The following is a 16,356-nucleotide window of genomic DNA, read 5'->3' on the forward strand; positions in this document are numbered from 1 at the left end:
CCAGGCCCGGACTTGCATCCGGGCCTGGAATAAATCAGAAGAAGAATAAACTTTGTCTTCCGCCCACTTTACCTCCTGCTCCTTTACCCGCTGCACCAAAGCTCCGGAGATTGTACGTGAATGTAAGCATGAAATAACGTTGCAAAATATTTACCTGTCTGTCTGTAATATAGTTTTCCGACGCAAAACGGAAGACTGAGCGGTTCTGGTTCAACAAATCAAATACAGAAAACTTCAGCATGCCCTTGTCGTCTTGAAGAAAGAGATAGGTAAGTCCTGCATTCAGCAACGATACAGTTTTCTGTATACCTGGTGCTGTTTGTGAATTATAGCGGCTATCAAGTGTGAATTCCCAAACCAGTTTTTTTGGCAGACGAATGACCAGATCGCTGTTTATATTTTGTCGATTTACTTTAAGGTTGGTAAAATCGCGGCTTTCATAATACGTATTACTGAACCCTCGTGAATAGCTGATATTCATTTCAATTTTATCCATCCAGTTGATACCACCACGTACATTCGGACTGAAATCAAGTGCTTTTACATAGCTTTTCAATGAATTGATGATCATGAAATTGCGGCTATAGTTAACATTATAACCTGCACCTACACTAAACTGGAAACTTGTATTAAGTTTATATTGTTTGTTGAAATGTAAATTGGTATAAAAACTCTGGATACCATCAGCATTCACGGGTGAAGTAGTCTGTACACCATCAGAACTTACTGTACGACTACGCACTACTCCATTCTGGTTAAAGCTTCCGCCCAAGTATGCACTGACAAATAATTGTTTCTGGGTAACATTCTTGAAGAAATTCAGGTTTACACTATGCGATAAAGCAGGTTGCAGATCTGGGTTACCTTTATTAATGTACAAAGGATTGGTATTATCGGCAACCGGCTGTATATCATAAATACCAGGTGGATTTACATTGGCATTATAACTCAGACTAAACTCTCGCCAGTTGATATTTGCACTCGGCAGCATGTATCGGAAATGCTGATCAACTTTTGTATTAAGTGTAATAAATCGATTGCTGATATCAAGCCACTGCATATTCATGCTGGTAGTAACACTTAGTTTTTTATACCGCCAGTTTAAACCTGCAGAAGCATTATTACGCAGATTACGACGCGAAAGCTTATTTGTCAATGCAGGATTTAACTGGTCGTATTTACCACTACTGCTGTTTTTGGTAAAAGTTGCCAGGTTATCTTCATTGGTAAAATAGTTCACTGAATAATTTAAACGAAGCGAGAGTTGCTTACTCAATGGCTCTGTATAGTTGAGTGTAGTATTAAATGTAAAGTTGGCAGATTCCCTATCGCGCAATTGATCGAGTGTTGAGTTACCGGTTGGAAAAAATACGTTGTTTACATTATTGAACTGTTCATTTTCGGTATTATTAAAATTCACAAAATTGAACATATTAAAACTGCGTCCCTTCTTTTTTCTGGAGCTGCTGAAATAGCTGAAATTATGATTATAACCTATATCGTTACCCTGCACTTTTTGCAGGTTCTGGCTGGTATTCAGTGGCCCTTTCACGTTGCTGGTTGTGGCAATATCGGTAAGGCGATTACTGTTATTGTCACCGATGGTTAGGTTGGGGCGAAACTCCAGACGGTTAACCGAATCAATTTTCCAACGAAGTGTACTACCAATACGATGGCTCTTTGCAAACTGCACCTCATCGCGGTTGGTACGGGTATTTAAAATGGTATCACTTAAAAATTGTTGTCTGTTTTCAATATCCCTGATATCGTTACGGGTGGCACCATAGAAATATTGTGTGTTGAGCGTAAATCCTTTTTTAAATTCATTATTCAGGTTAAATCCAATACCAGAGGAACGTTGTATACCAGAGCCTGTTCCGCCAAAAGAAATTCCATTTACATTTAATCCGCCATTGCTATTGATGGAAATAGAATTGATACCGCTTCGGTCGAACCCACCAAGGGTTTGAATATCTTTAAAACCAAATCCTGCCCTGCTGAGGTTATTACCAAATCCAATCACACTTACCTGTAATGTATCGCGGAACATGTTTACAATTCCACCTGCTTCATATAAATTACCTTCCCCCTTCCCTGCATACATTTTACCAAACCAGCCCTGCTTGATCGCTTTTTTAAGTCGTAGGTTGATGACCTGTCCAACATCCGCTTTGGCTTTATCAGGATTGAGTTCCAGTTCATCTTTATCGTCAGATACCTGAACTTTATCGATCAGGTTGGCAGGCAGGTTACGTGTGGCCATTTTGGGATCGCCGCCAAAAAATTCTTTCCCGTCAACCATAATGCGGTTTACTTTTTTTCCGTTCACAGTAATGTTACCTTCTGCATCGAGTTGGACACCTGGTAATTTTTTCAGCAGGTCTTCCACCAGTGCTGAAGGAAGGGTTTTAAATGAGGCGGCATTAAATTCAATTGTATCTTTTTTAACTACAACCGGTGGTCTTTCAGCATAAACCAGCACTTCATCGAGTGTATTGGCATTATTGGGTGCCATAACAATGGTGCCTGCATCAAATGCTATAGCATCTTTGGAGAGTTTAAATTCTTTCCGGGTAACGGCGTAGCCCGAATAAGAAATAATCACACGCAAATCAATATCGAGCGGCAGACCGCTTACTTTAAATTCACCTGTTTCAGTACTCAGTCTGTATGTTACCAAAACAGTATCAGCTGCTTTGAAAACAGAAACCGTAGCCAGATTCATGGGTTGTTTGGAAGCTGAATCGATGAGTTTACCAGTGATGGTACCTGTAATATTGTTTTGGGCATTGAGCATACCCATAAAAAACAAGCTCAGTATGAGCATGAAAATCCTGTTACACATGATGATGCATTTCTCTTAAACAATTAATGAATGGGGAAACATCTCTTTAAATACACAGGTAAGAGCCCGAGGGTAATCCTATCCATTCAAAAGTCGATGTCTCCGGGTTCTTCCCGGTGCAAGAAGGCTGCTTACACATACTGATGGCACCTACCAGGGCCGCTGCTGTTATCAGCAACATTAATAGTGGTATCCATTTTCTGATATTAAGCATATGATTTCTATTTCCTGCTCCCCTTTCTTCCCCTGATTTAAATCCTGGGCAGGGAGAAAGGAGGATAAGAGTTATTTACTAAACTCCATTTAAAGAGTTCTGTTACAGGAAAAGGTTGGAAAAAGGAATAAATTTTTTTAATCTGTTTCTTCGAGTTCAAAAAGTTCTTCTACGGGTACCCCGAAAAGCCGGGCCATTTTAAGGGCCAGTAAGGTAGAGGGCACATATTTCCCCGATTCCATGGTGTTGATGGTTTGCCTGCTCACGGCTATTTTCCTGGCCAGATCGTCCTGGGTCAGGTTATGGATAGCCCGCTGCACTTTAATCTTATTTTTCATACGCTGGCTTTATTATACTGAAACAATACATACCTGAACCGAAGAATAAAGATGATGAGCACCGTAAACATATTATATGTCATCACCTGAAAAAAAGTACTGCCATAAACAGATAAAATGCTGATAATCAATACCAGGTAATTGGCATAAACTGCCCATTGCAATGCTTCCAAACGAAAAAACTGGATAGCTTCGTCTTCAATTTTTTCTTTGGAAAAAGCAATAAAAACAAGACTGATGATGAGTCCTACTGCTGCCAGTTCATCCGTAAAATTGTGGCTGGAGAAAAATTCAAGTTCGTTCCCCTTCGATATCCTGAACTGGAGCCAGGAGGCATTGTATTCGAAAAACATATTGGCAATACCGAGGGTGAGGAAGGGTATTAATAGTATCCAGCCGATGCGCTGAAAACTATGCGGGAATAATTTGATTTGTTTCATGGTTCATTTGTTTTGACAATACAAACGTAAAGTATGATTTTCATTTTGTCAAATTTATTTTACATTTTGTAATAAATGTTTAACATTTTATCATCATAATCCCTGTTTCACACTATATTCCTCCGCTGAGAAGTAGAGGGTGCTGGGTTTACGCAGAGATTTTACCTTTAAGTATGGGCGGAGAAAATGAATTGATACATATCGAATCGTTTACGAAAGAACAATTAGTGGCTTATTTGCAGGCGCTGATCAGTAATGAGTTTGCCGGACTGGTTCAGTTACTATACCGGTTAGACATCAGCGAGGCCCGGTTAAAGAAAACCCTGGCCACCAACCCCGAACAGGATGCCGGTGAACTGATCGCGCAAATGATTATTGACAGGCTGGAACAGAAAAAGAAAGCAAGAGAAGAATTTAACAGAAAAGACTGGGGAGGATCTGAGGAGGAGAGATGGTAGAGGTTCCATATATTTATGTGATGCTGATCACTTAGTCAGCCGAATTAAAACCAGTTATATCCATGGAACTTTATTCCCCAGACCTTAATTTGACATTGTGGAGTTTATTTATACTTCTGCATCTGATACTTTGCATTATTACAATCATTAAAATTATAAACGACCCACTACTTGAACGCAAGTTCAAGCTTATCGCTATACTGGCTATTATTTTGACACCGGTAATAGGATTTTTGATCAGTATACGTTATTTCAGGAATGCTAGACGACAAATTACTAGAAACTAGTATGATTGTACAGTGTGTATGGGTATTTACTTGATGGTTAGTATACAGTTATACTTCAATGCATGTTGCGCAATCAAGATTTTCTGATACAGTATGCGGTTCTTACTGCTGGAAGTATGATAAAAGAAATTATGTCTGAACAACTCAAAAATCATATCAGGAAGTTTACACAGATAAGTGATGATGAATCGAATCAAATTATCCCATTCTTTCAGCTACAAAAATATCGCAAAAAAGAAAATCTGCTAAAAGAAGGGCAGACTTGTCATAACTCGTACTTTGTATTAAAAGGAATCTTAAGAAAATTCTTTACCAATGAAAAAGGCGTTGAACAAACGACAGAATTTGCCATTGAAAACTGGTGGATCACTGAAACTTTTTCTTATCTGAACCATTCACCCAGTTCATTCTGTATACAGGCAGTTGAAAATGCAGAGGTTTTGGTTATTGATCGCGACTCATATGATCAGATGCTGAAGCAGTTTCCTGTTATGGAAAAATATTTTCGTTGCATTTATCAGAAAGCTTATGCGGCTACTCAAATGCGGATTAAATTCCTGTATGAACATACCAGAGAAGAATTATATCATCATTTTCGTAGAAGCCAACCCGAATTCCTTCAGCGTGTTCCACAATATCTTATTGCTTCTTATCTCGGTTTTACGCCTGAATACTTAAGTGAAATCAGAAAAAAAAGCATTTCTTAAACCAGTTTAAGTTTTTCCAATTTTTGTTTACTGAGCTTTGTGGCATCATAAAAAAAACAATGGAAAAGCGTATCAACATTAACACAACAGATCCACATGCATATAAAGCTATGTATGGACTGGAAGCTTATCTGGCAAAAACTGAAATTGCTAAAACACTCAAGGAGCTCATTAAGATCCGCGCATCACAAATCAATAATTGTGCGTACTGCATCGATATGCACACGAAAGATGCCATCAAAAATGGGGAAACGAGCCAGCGTATTTTTCTGATAAGTGCGTGGAGAGAAGCTTCTAAATTCTTTACCGAAGAAGAACAGATAGTACTTACTATGACAGAAGAAATTACGCTTATTCATCAACAGGGTTTAAGTGAGGCCACTTATCAAAAAGCATCTGGCATTTTCACAGAAACACAAATTGCTCAAATACTAATGGCCATTGTTACCATCAATGCCTGGAACAGGATTGCAGTAAGTACACATTTAGAGATTGATGATTAAAAGTGACTTACATATCCGCATTTTTTTGCTTTGCGAGTAGATTTTATTCCTTCCATGTGTTTTCAGTGACAATAATATTGTTGGCACTGAAAATACACAGAACAAACTATCAGAGGCGGTCTATTGTACTGAAACTGTATCCCTTTGCTTTCAATTCATTGATGATAGCAGGTAGATAGCTATACAATTTATCTTTTCGCCTTGGGTCTGTACCTGCATGTATCAAAAGAATAGCACCATTTAATGTATGTTTTACTTCAAAGGATCGAAGCAATTGCATGAGTTCTTCACTTGATTTATAGGAAGTCCCCATTTCGGGCCAGGTATAATCTGCATTGGTACGTGTTCCGGGCGTAAAACTGAATAGCTTAACACCCATTTCAGCAAACCATTTACCGATTTTTTTATTCCACCACTCATATGGCGGGATAAAATACTCCTGTCGGTTATCTTTCCACAAACCCAGTTGATTCAAGGCTTCAATATTCTCAGTATAATCGTTTTCCAAAGAATCTCTGGTTACCAGAAGACTATCCCTGTTCTTCCAGTCGTTGTATAAAATATGCTGATCGGAATGTGCCCCTAGATAATGTTTCTCACTGTATAATTGTTGTATCAGCGGCTGCCATATTTTGTTTCTGTATAACCGACCGGTAAAGAAAAAAGAAGCTTTTACATTCTGCTGGGTAAGTGTTTGCCGGATCATTGGTAAGCCTTCAGCATATTCATCTGCTGTAAATACGAGTGCAATTGATTTTTTAGTACTATCGCCCCTTACCATTGCCCTCTCCTGTAATGTAAAAGAAGGAGGAAAATAAGGCATGGGGTAAGCTGTCCATACTTTTTTTGGCTGGGTCTCGTCTTCTTTGGCAGCCAGTAAATAAATCAGTGAAGCCGTTCCATCCATGGTAGGTTCATTCGTACTATAATCTCCGTAATCATCATGGTATACAGCAAGATCACTTTGAAATGTAGCATACTCATCTGGTTCATTCAGTTTAATACCAATCAGGTTTTTATAAATGGCCGTGTAGACAGGACCATCAACCAGTCCGCCATCAATCGGGTATTTTTTAATGTGCGTGAACGCAGAATGAGGATCAACCGGTGTATCGCCCCAGGATGGTAATCCGTATACCATACTCGTTCCCCATGGATTGCAGCCAAATAACCAATCTATATTGGCCTGCTCCAGTTCTGCATAACTATTATCACCTGTCATTTTACGATAAGCATAACACTGTATCGCAAAAGAAGTCGTCAAATTATTACTGCACCAGATAAAAGGCACACCCCGATAAAAAGCATTCTGTTTTGCTTTATTCCATACAGCTTTTATACCCGCTTCATAAAAATCATGAATGGTATCGCGTTGTTGTTTAGGGAGCGATGAGGCTAAAACAGCATGCCCGAGATTAATAAAAGGATACCACTCATAATGATGAGCTGTATCTTTTCCGAGCCAGGGTGTTACTGGTTCCTGTTTGGCATAATTATATGCCTCTTGCAGTAATGTTTGATGTTTTTCAGGGTTATGCGGATAAATACTGGCGGCAGCCAGTTCCATATCATCTGTCCAGTTACCCTCGGCATAGATATACGGCGATTTAACAGATGCCGTTTGTGCTACCCCAGGCATTTTTTTACCATAAGTATAAGCTGCCAGCGATTTTTGATACAATTGTTTTGACAACTTCGCATCTGTTTTCGCATACACTTTTGATGCCAATGCAAAAGCACTTGCAAATTTACCCGCAGTAGATGCCGCGCCTGTTGTAGCATTCATAAACTTTCCCCGTACCTGTGGTTTACCTGAGACAAAATATACAGGTCGCTCAATTCCCTTTCCGTAATAGTTGGTATCTTCTTTAGGAATGCGCATTTTCATATGATCTCTGTCATCGCCAATCTGGTTAAACATAATATCATCTGACGGATTCATTTTCATCAGCCAGTCAATCCCCCATTTCGCTTCGTCCAAAATATCCGGTATATTATTTTTTCCATCAAGTCCATTTGCTTTTTTGGTATCCGTAAACACATGTTCAAACTGTTGGTAAGCCGCCAGTAAATGCCAGGTAGCATTGGCCGATGTAGTACTGTACTGTAGATAGTCGCTCGCATCGTGCCATCCACCACCTACATCTGCATAAGTACTATCTGGCATGGGGCCATATAATGTATAACCATCGCGGGTATGACAACTATCCTTTAAATAAGGGTTGAACAGTGTTCGCTGTTGCCGCATATAACGTAAACAGAAATCGGCTGTTCCTTTATATACATTGTCATTAATAGCAAAAACGGGTGATTGCGTATTGCCTGATTTTAAAAAATAGCGTCCCGGCTTATTATAAGCTGTAAAACGAATGCGTGAAGTCTGGTTGAAAGGACCATAAGTACCAAAAGCCTGTAAACCACTAATTGTGTACACGGTTTGTTGTGTGGCTGCATCTACAAGCGCTACAGAAGACGGCAGTTTATTTTCTTTACTGCACCATACAGCTACCTTAATACCTTCAGGTGTATAACCAAGTTGATTGATGCGTATCCAGTTCTGCTCCTGTTCTGTTTTTCTGAATGAAAGGCATACAATCATCAATATCATTCCTGTTAACAAGAATATCCTTTTCATGTGGTTGTTTTGGGTGCTTAAAGATACCAGTTTAGGTACTCTCTGCGAAACCTCAGCACTCTCCTTTCTCTGCGGTTAATGTTGACCGCAGAGAAAGGAGAAAAAAGAGTTCTGCAGCGCATTTTTTAAGCTATTTTCGCCCTCAAACGATTGAACTATGAAACTGGTTTCTTATTTGTCTGATGGCCGTGATCAACTCGCATTTCTGGTAGATGGTTATTTATATGATTGTGATATGGTACACCCCGAATTACCCAATAGCATGAATATGTTTTTACACTATTGGGATGATATGTTTCCCGTTGCCCAACAGGTTAATGCCGCCATTCAAGACGGAAGAATCGGTAAAGAAAAAGGTATAGCCATAGAAGGACAGCATTTACTTGCACCTGTTCCTTTTCCTACTTCTTGCAGAGATGGCTATGCATTTCGCCAGCACGTAGCTGCGGCACGCAGAAACCGTAAAGTGGATATGATTCCGGAGTTCGATCAGTATCCGATCTTTTATTTTACCAATCATCATAGTATACAGGGGCCGGGTGATATTCATTGTATGCCTGATCATTTTGAGAAATTAGACTTTGAACTCGAAGCAGCTATTGTCATTTGCAAAAGCGGAAGAAATATTCCGGCAGAAGAAGCCGATCAATACATTGGCGGACTCATGATCATGAATGATATGAGCGCCCGCAGGTTACAGATGGAAGAAATGCTGCTGAACCTCGGACCTGCAAAAGGAAAAGATTTTTCTACTGTGATAGGGCCATGTCTTGTTACACTGGATGAACTGGAATCCTTTGAAATACCTGCAAAACCGGGTCATACAGGGAAAAACTGGAACCTGGGTATGAAATGTTGGGTGAACGGTGTTCAGGTAAGTAGTGGAAATGTGGGCGATATGGACTGGACCTTTGCTGAAATCATTGAACGTTGTGCTTATGGTGTGCAGTTGCAACCGGGTGATGTTATCGGTAGCGGAACAGTAGGCACTGGTTGTTTTCTTGAACTCAATGGAACAGGCAAACTCAATGATCCCAATTACCAGGAACAATGGTTACAGCCGGGTGATGTTGTAAAAATGGAAATTGATGGTCTTGGTGTTTTGGAAAACAACATTGTAAAAGAAGACACCGATTTCTCTATTCTGGCCAAAAAGAAGCTGTAAAATCAGCTAAATCCTTCTCTTTTAACAAAAATCTAAGCGCTGATGTATTATATTTGGTTTAACTAAAAACTTAAAACTACGTCATATGAAAAAGGTAATTGTACTCGCGATGGCTGCTTTCCTGGTGTCTGGTACTGCATTTGCAGGTGGTGATCATAAACACGATGGGAAAAAATGCGCTAAAGCCAAAGAATGCAGCAAAGAAGGAAAAGAATGCTGCAGCAAAGACGCTAAAAAAGAAGCCAAAGAAGTAAAAGAAACAAAAGAAGTAAAGAAAACTGAAGCGAAAAAAACAACCGTTAAAGCATAATCAACTTTACTGCATATAAAAAGGGATGCTTATGACAAGCATCCCTTTTTTATTTCCTTACAGGGAAATAAACGTTTTTAAAGTATATCCTCCAGTTCTTTCAGGTGATAAATGGTGTAAGTGGGTTGTACATGCGCCTCAACATTAAGGTGATTAACAAAAACAGTATCCATACCCGCATTAATCCCACCCTGTATATCTGCATCGAGGTTATCACCAATCATGATACTTTCTTTCTCACTGGCACCCGTTTGCTGAAAAGCATAATCGAAAATTTCTTTTTGTGGTTTAAGGCAGTTACTGGCTTCCGAGGTAATCACTGCTTCAAAATAAGCATGCAGACCCGAGTTCTGTAGTTTATTGTGCTGCACTTTTTCAAACCCATTGGTCACAAGGTGCAGGCTATAACCTTTGTTTTTCAGGTATTCGAGTATTTCGAATGTATAAGGGAAGATGGCTTTTTTGGTAGGAAGTGTTTCCAAAAAACTAACAGACATGGTTCGTGATAATTGTTCATCTGCCAGCTTATAATCGAGCAATGCCAGCCACATTCTTTTCCACCTGAGCTCATCCTGTTTAATAAAACCCTTGGTATATCTGTCCCACAGTCGTTCGTTGTGGAAACTGTAACGGGTAAAGAAAGCATCAAAATCATCAATTCCCCTGCTCTGTAAATCATACTGGTGATAGAGGTCCTGTAAAGTTGCTTTTGCATTGGTTTCAAAATCCCAGAGTGTATGATCGAGATCGAAAAATACATGTTTGTAACGCATGTTCAAATGTAATAACAACAACTGTTAACTGATCAGCTTGTAGAAAAAACCTGTGTTAACTCCTGTTCTCCCCTTCTCCCTGTTTTTAAAAGCACCGAATTTCGGGGAATTACTTATTTAAAATATCCTATAAACAGGGGCAAGGGGAACGGGAGGTTATGGGGAGATATTCTGTAGAAGTAAAGAATAAATGTTTTATTTCGTAGTATAAAACCAACCCCGCATATGAATGTTATTGTAACTGGCGCATCTAAAGGAATTGGCAAAGCCATTGCTGCACAGTTTGCCGCGGCTGGTCATCAATTATTTTTATGCAGCCGTGGTGAAAAATCACTGTATGATACCGTCAACGATTTACAAACCCGTTTTCCGGATGCCATCATTACAGGCAGACCAACAGATATAACGGCAAAAAATGAAGTACTCGCTTTTGCCGACTGGTGTCTCCAAAAAGGAATTCCCGATATCCTCATCAATAATGCAGGCCACTTTATTCCGGGCAGTGTACACAATGAGCCCGAAGGCAGTCTGGAAGAAATGTTACAATCCAATTTATTCAGTGCCTATCACCTTACACGTAAACTGCTGCCATCGATGATGGCGGCAAAGCAGGGACATATTTTTAATATCTGTTCCATTGCATCCCTGCATGCTTATGCCAATGGAGGCAGTTACAGCATCAGTAAATATGCGATGGCTGGTTTTAGTCGCAATCTACGCGAAGAAATGAAGCCCCATGGTATAAAAGTTACAGCCGTTTACCCCGGCGCCGTTCTCACGGCCAGTTGGGATGGTTTTGATATCGACCCCAAAAGAATCATGGAAGCCGAGGACATTGCCAAAATGATATTCGCTGCCAGTCAGCTCTCTCCTATGGCTGTAACAGAAGACATCATTATGCGGCCCCAGCTTGGAGACTTGTAAAACAGAGGAACAGAGAAATAAGTAATAACGAATGTCCAAAGTGGCATTTCATTGACGATTGACCATTCACGTTTCCCACCCACTTCACTGTTTCAAATAACAATTTCTTCACCCACGCCTAACATTCTCTTCATACTACCGTAGCAATTTTGCTAAACTCCACGGTGTATGGACAGACGTACTTTAGATGTGGTGGTGATGAGCGATCTTCATTTGGGCACTTATGGTTGTCATGCCAAAGAAATTGTCAATTACCTCAAAAGCATTCAGCCGCAAATTCTTGTACTGAATGGCGATATCATCGATATCTGGCAATTCAACAAACGTTATTTCCCGGTTGCACATATGCAGGTGATCAAAGAAATCATGAACCTGTTGAGTAAAGGCACACGTGTTATTTACATAACCGGTAATCATGATGAAGCCTTACGTCGCTATTCCGATATGCATATGGGTAATTTTCAGCTTACTGATAAAGTGGTGATGGAGATCAATGGAAAAATGACCTGGATCTTTCATGGCGATGTGTTTGATGCCACCACAAAAGGTAGTGCCAAACTACTGGCAAAATTGGGTGGACACGGTTACGACCTGCTTATCCTTATCAATAGCCTTATCAATCGTTGCCTGAAAATGATGGGCAAAGAGAAAATGAGTTTCAGCAAAAAAGTAAAAAACAGCGTAAAGAAAGCAGTATCCTGGATCGGTGATTTTGAGCAAACAGCAGGAGAACTGGCTATTGAAAAGAAATACGATTATGTGATCTGCGGACATATTCACCAGCCACAAAAAAGAATCATCAGCACCAAAGAAGGTTCGGTTACCTACCTCAACAGTGGCGACTGGATTGAAAACCTTACTTCTCTTGAATACCAGAACAACGAATGGAGTATTTATCAGTATGACGAAAAACAGTTTGCTACAGATACTGTTCCTGTGGTAACCATGGAAAAGAAATTACCACAACTCAATGTGGTTACAGATGAAATCGCCTTATTCATTCACTCATTAGCCATACCATCATGAACATGAAAATATTATATGCAGTACAGGCAACAGGTAATGGACATATCAGCCGCGCCATGGAACTCATGCCTTACCTGCAGCAATACGGGCAGGTAGATGTTTTTCTGAGTGGCAGTAACAGCAACCTGCAGCCAAACCTGCCCGTAAAATACAGAAGCAATGGCTTGAGCCTGTTTTATGGCAATACAGGTGGCCTCGATTATTGGCGCATGTGGAAGGAATTGAGTCTGAAAAGAATCTGGGAAGAGGCAAAAGCATTACCCGTTGAGCAATATGATATCGTACTGAATGATTTCGATAGTATTACTGCTATTGCCTGTTCACTTAAAAAAATACCCAGTATTGGCTTTGGCCACCAGGCGAGTTTTCAAAGTAAGCATACACCGAGAAGTGCCAAGAAAGATTTTGCGGGTGAACTGGTGTTGAAACGGTATGCAACAGCTTCCGCCTATATCGGACTACATTTTAAACAGTATGCCGATTTTATCTATTCGCCTGTTATCAAAGAAGATATCCTGAAAGCTAGCCCAGAAAATAATGGCCATGTAACCGTGTACCTTTCCCATTACAGTGATGAAGTGGTATTGCGGGCCCTGCATAAAATACGGGGTGTTCGGTTTGAAGTATTTTCAAAAAAAGTAAATCAGCAGGAAATAAGAGCCAATGTTACATTGATACCTATCAGTAACAATGCATTTACGCAAAGCATGATCAATGCGCATGGTATTATTACCGGTGCCGGGTTCGAAACACCTGCTGAAGCTTTGTATCTAGGCAAACAATTACTTTGTTTACCCATACGAGGCCAGTATGAACAGTTGTGCAATGCAGCCGCTTTAAAAGATTTTAATGTAACTGTAATCGATAAAATAACAATGGACTTCTCTTTACAGGTAGAAAGCTGGTTAGCCAACAGTGCTGTGAAGCCCTTAACACTATCACACAGCACCTACGATATTGTTCAAAAAGCCATAGAAACCGGAAGGTCTTTTAAGGAAAAGACCGAAGGGGAATTATTTCCCGACCTGTTCTCTTATCAGAAAGAGATAACATCAACATAAATCTCCCGCTCTTCCTTTCTTCCTGTTAATACATCTTTACTATAGGTAACCAAAAAGGTTCCAAGTGTTTTCACAAAGAAAAAGGGAGAAGGGGAGTTAAGAAGAAGTCGTTTAGTAGAATTATAAACAGAGGAGTACCTGCCAGGCTTTATCTACTTTATTTTCATTCAGCAATGCTGCGGCATATTTATGTAGTTCGTTTTCCATTTCAGATGGACTTACTGCATAATACTGGAAAATATTTTTTACCCTGTCGTCTGCAAAAGAAGCATCAATATCGGGCAATACATGAACATTGGCCAGCATGCCCAGGTGGTTGCCTGTTAAAATAGTACTGTTTCGAATACTATCCGGCAACTGATCAACTCCAATACCCAGTTGTGTATTGGGTTTGGGCACTTTGAATAAATTATCAGGGCTTACTTTACAATACCAGTCACCACCCAGTCTTGCAACCAGTTGTATTTTTTGTTGATCAATTTTTCCATCTTCACCCAGAATACTTTCATCCACATGCATACATAATACTTCCGCAATAACCAGTTGTCCGGCACCACCATTTTCTCCCAGGCTTTTTACTTCATTTACTTTACACTCCAGCTTAATCTTAGCTTCTTTTACCATAGGAGGGCTTATCCTTGTAGCAGGCTCACTGGTAAAACCGGCTTTAATAAATTCATTAACGCCTTTCGGGAATTCACAGCTCGACAGACTCACTTGTTGTACCATATCGTAATCAACAATATTGATGACACATTCAGGTATTTCAAGTACATTCTCAAGTGTATGTTTAGTGGTATTATCGCGCCCTCTTCTTGCTGGTGAAAAAATGACAATGGGCGGATTGGATGAGAACAAGTTAAAAAAACTAAACGGACTCAGGTTTACATTTCCCGCTTTATCAATGGTACTGGCAAAACATACAGGACGTGGGGCAATAGCATGTTGCAGCCATTGTTGTTTTTCCATGACAGGTAAGGAGCTGATGTCTATCGTTTTCATGAAATGGGCTTAACAAAAAAATCTGTGAAGTCTCTGGATTGTTTACAAAATTTACTCCCAGCTTGCCAATACGGTAACGCCGCCTTTCACCACCTGGTTCATGCTCACCTCTATTTTAGTGCCAACAGGCAATAAGATATCTACTCGGCTACCGAATTTGATAAAACCATATTCATCGCATTGTTTTACCTGCTGACCAACAGTGGTATAATTACAGATTCGTTTAGCCAGGGCTCCCGCTATTTGCTTGTAAAGAATGGTTCCGTAATTATTTTTCACAGCTACACTCCACCTTTCATTTTCGGTAGAAGACTTGGGATGCCATGCTACCAGGTACTTGCCTTTATGGTATTGATTGTACACCACTTCACCACTCATGGGGTTACGGTTTACGTGTACGTTCGCCGGACTCATAAAAATACTTACCTGTATTCTTTTATCTTTGAAGTATTCTTCATCTACTATTTCCTCAATCACCACTACTTTTCCATCTGCAGGACAAATGAGTTTCTTATCATCGAGTGTATGCACGCGATTGGGTATGCGAAAGAAAGAAATCAGGAATAACAAAAGTCCCAGCGTAATAATAAAAATGCTGATGGCCAGCCAGGGAATTGATGCGCTAAAAAAAGTAAATGATGCAACATTCAGTACCCCAAAAATTAAAGCACTGATGCCAATCGTCTGGTAACCTTCACGATGAATGGTCATGAGTTTAGAATTAAGCAACAAAGGTAAACGAATGCTGCAAAATTTCGTCTGTTTATTAACGAAGTAAAAAAAGCAGTAACCATACATAGGGTGTGGCCAGTAACAAAGAATCAAACCTGTCTAAAAAACCGCCGTGTCCGGGCATAAAATTTCCACTGTCTTTCACACCAGCCATTCTTTTCAGTTTACTTTCAAACAGATCGCCAAGTGTACCCATTACTGCAGCTGTTACGGTAATGATGATCATTTGAGTGATATCAAGCTCCAACCAGTACACAGCCACAAGTGTAACAGCCAATACAGCCAGTATGGCGCCTCCTATTGTTCCTTCCCAGGTTTTTTTGGGGGAAATAGATGAGAAAGGTGTTTTACCTATAAACGATCCAACAATATATGCCATGGTATCATTGATCCAGATGGTAGCGATGATAAGTATGGGTAATAACCAACCACTGTTGGCGAATTGGGGTGAAGTGATTTCATTATAAAGGTCTGTCTGCAAACCCCATGACAGCGAGATATAGAGCAATCCACCAACTGTATAACCAATGATTTTCCAGTCGGGCATGCGTGCTTTGATGAGTTTTATGAGTATTAGGCCTGCCAATGATATTACTACTATCCAGCCTCCCACTTCTCGCAAAAAAACATTTCCGATGCTGTATTGATCATCTGTCATCCAAAACATAAATCCCAGCCCGGCAATAATGGCCCCTGCCTTATGTATTGGTGAAATGCTCTGGTACCTTGAATTAATTTTTCCGATCAGTGATATGTATTCAATCCAACAACCAACATGTATCACCGAAAACAACAAAAGAAAACTCCATTGATTCCACAATAATCCACCCAGCATCACTACTACAAATACAATGGCCGTTAAAGCACGGGTACGAAAGGTTTGAAAGTTAAAAGCCATGATGTGAAGATAAGAAGAATGGTGAATGGTGAATTAGT

At 40.0% G+C, this 16,356-nt stretch carries 16 protein-coding genes; 8 read left to right on the top strand and 8 right to left on the bottom strand.

Annotation, left to right across the window (positions count from 1 at the left end; translation table 11 throughout):
* Positions 1-34: 34 nt before the first annotated feature.
* The 3 genes from ACH3Z1_RS03455 to ACH3Z1_RS03465 form a co-directional block, all read right to left on the bottom strand.
* Positions 35-2,827, bottom strand: a complete 2,793-nt coding sequence (locus ACH3Z1_RS03455) for an outer membrane beta-barrel protein (protein ID WP_490820455.1) — start codon at positions 2,825-2,827, stop codon at positions 35-37.
* A 369-nt stretch (positions 2,828-3,196) separates the two neighbouring features.
* Entirely contained in the window at positions 3,197-3,397 is a 201-nt protein-coding gene (locus ACH3Z1_RS03460) for a helix-turn-helix transcriptional regulator (protein ID WP_490820456.1), read from the bottom strand.
* On the bottom strand, positions 3,394-3,837 hold the full coding sequence (locus tag ACH3Z1_RS03465; protein ID WP_490820457.1) for a hypothetical protein: 444 nt from the start codon (positions 3,835-3,837) through the stop codon (positions 3,394-3,396). Before ACH3Z1_RS03465 ends, ACH3Z1_RS03460 begins: the two co-directional genes overlap by 4 nt.
* A gap of 173 nt (positions 3,838-4,010) precedes the next feature.
* Here ACH3Z1_RS03465 and ACH3Z1_RS03470 point away from each other — a divergent pair, with 173 nt between their 5' ends.
* From ACH3Z1_RS03470 to ACH3Z1_RS03480, 3 genes are all read left to right on the top strand, one after another.
* The gene (locus tag ACH3Z1_RS03470) at positions 4,011-4,295 is read left to right on the top strand and encodes a hypothetical protein (protein ID WP_490820458.1); all 285 of its coding nucleotides are present in this window, start codon (positions 4,011-4,013) and stop codon (positions 4,293-4,295) included.
* 349 nt (positions 4,296-4,644) lie between these two features.
* Complete coding sequence (locus ACH3Z1_RS03475) at positions 4,645-5,289, top strand: Crp/Fnr family transcriptional regulator (protein ID WP_490820459.1); 645 nt, start codon at positions 4,645-4,647, stop codon at positions 5,287-5,289.
* Between the two features lie 59 nt (positions 5,290-5,348).
* The gene (locus ACH3Z1_RS03480) at positions 5,349-5,792 is read left to right on the top strand and encodes a carboxymuconolactone decarboxylase family protein (RefSeq protein ID WP_490820460.1); all 444 of its coding nucleotides are present in this window, start codon (positions 5,349-5,351) and stop codon (positions 5,790-5,792) included.
* Positions 5,793-5,901: 109 nt separating this feature from the next.
* Here ACH3Z1_RS03480 and ACH3Z1_RS03485 read toward each other — a convergent pair whose 3' ends face one another.
* A complete protein-coding gene (locus ACH3Z1_RS03485; RefSeq protein WP_490820461.1) occupies positions 5,902-8,427 on the bottom strand; it encodes a bifunctional glycoside hydrolase family 9 protein/polysaccharide deacetylase in 2,526 nt (841 codons plus the stop codon).
* A 157-nt stretch (positions 8,428-8,584) separates the two neighbouring features.
* Between ACH3Z1_RS03485 and ACH3Z1_RS03490 the strand changes: the two genes are divergently transcribed.
* Positions 8,585-9,592, top strand: a complete 1,008-nt coding sequence (locus tag ACH3Z1_RS03490) for a fumarylacetoacetate hydrolase family protein (protein WP_490820462.1) — start codon at positions 8,585-8,587, stop codon at positions 9,590-9,592.
* 85 nt (positions 9,593-9,677) lie between these two features.
* Positions 9,678-9,902, top strand: a complete 225-nt coding sequence (locus ACH3Z1_RS03495) for a hypothetical protein (RefSeq protein WP_490820463.1) — start codon at positions 9,678-9,680, stop codon at positions 9,900-9,902.
* A gap of 77 nt (positions 9,903-9,979) precedes the next feature.
* On the opposite strand, the gene ACH3Z1_RS03500 is transcribed toward ACH3Z1_RS03495, so the two are convergent.
* Positions 9,980-10,675 (bottom strand): YjjG family noncanonical pyrimidine nucleotidase, encoded by a 696-nt coding sequence (locus ACH3Z1_RS03500; protein WP_490820464.1) that lies wholly within the window; start codon positions 10,673-10,675, stop codon positions 9,980-9,982.
* Positions 10,676-10,900: 225 nt separating this feature from the next.
* Here ACH3Z1_RS03500 and ACH3Z1_RS03505 point away from each other — a divergent pair, with 225 nt between their 5' ends.
* The 3 genes from ACH3Z1_RS03505 to ACH3Z1_RS03515 all read left to right on the top strand — a co-directional run bounded on the left by ACH3Z1_RS03505 (position 10,901) and on the right by ACH3Z1_RS03515 (position 13,686).
* The gene (locus ACH3Z1_RS03505; protein ID WP_490820465.1) at positions 10,901-11,599 is read left to right on the top strand and encodes an SDR family NAD(P)-dependent oxidoreductase; all 699 of its coding nucleotides are present in this window, start codon (positions 10,901-10,903) and stop codon (positions 11,597-11,599) included.
* Positions 11,600-11,767: 168 nt separating this feature from the next.
* Positions 11,768-12,625 (top strand): UDP-2,3-diacylglucosamine diphosphatase, encoded by an 858-nt coding sequence (locus ACH3Z1_RS03510; protein WP_490820466.1) that lies wholly within the window; start codon positions 11,768-11,770, stop codon positions 12,623-12,625.
* Between the two features lie 2 nt (positions 12,626-12,627).
* Entirely contained in the window at positions 12,628-13,686 is a 1,059-nt protein-coding gene (locus tag ACH3Z1_RS03515; protein ID WP_490820467.1) for a glycosyltransferase family protein, read from the top strand.
* A gap of 120 nt (positions 13,687-13,806) precedes the next feature.
* Here the strand turns inward: ACH3Z1_RS03515 and ACH3Z1_RS03520 are convergent, their stop codons facing one another.
* The 3 genes from ACH3Z1_RS03520 to ACH3Z1_RS03530 are packed head-to-tail and all read right to left on the bottom strand — an operon-like array spanning position 13,807 to position 16,318.
* Positions 13,807-14,688, bottom strand: a complete 882-nt coding sequence (locus ACH3Z1_RS03520) for a flavin reductase family protein (protein ID WP_490820468.1) — start codon at positions 14,686-14,688, stop codon at positions 13,807-13,809.
* Between the two features lie 51 nt (positions 14,689-14,739).
* Positions 14,740-15,399 (bottom strand): phosphatidylserine decarboxylase family protein, encoded by a 660-nt coding sequence (locus tag ACH3Z1_RS03525; RefSeq protein WP_490820469.1) that lies wholly within the window; start codon positions 15,397-15,399, stop codon positions 14,740-14,742.
* 55 nt (positions 15,400-15,454) lie between these two features.
* Positions 15,455-16,318, bottom strand: a complete 864-nt coding sequence (locus tag ACH3Z1_RS03530; RefSeq protein ID WP_490820470.1) for a phosphatidate cytidylyltransferase — start codon at positions 16,316-16,318, stop codon at positions 15,455-15,457.
* Positions 16,319-16,356 lie beyond the last annotated feature (38 nt).

This window comes from Sediminibacterium sp. FW305-C-49 (assembly GCF_058231085.1).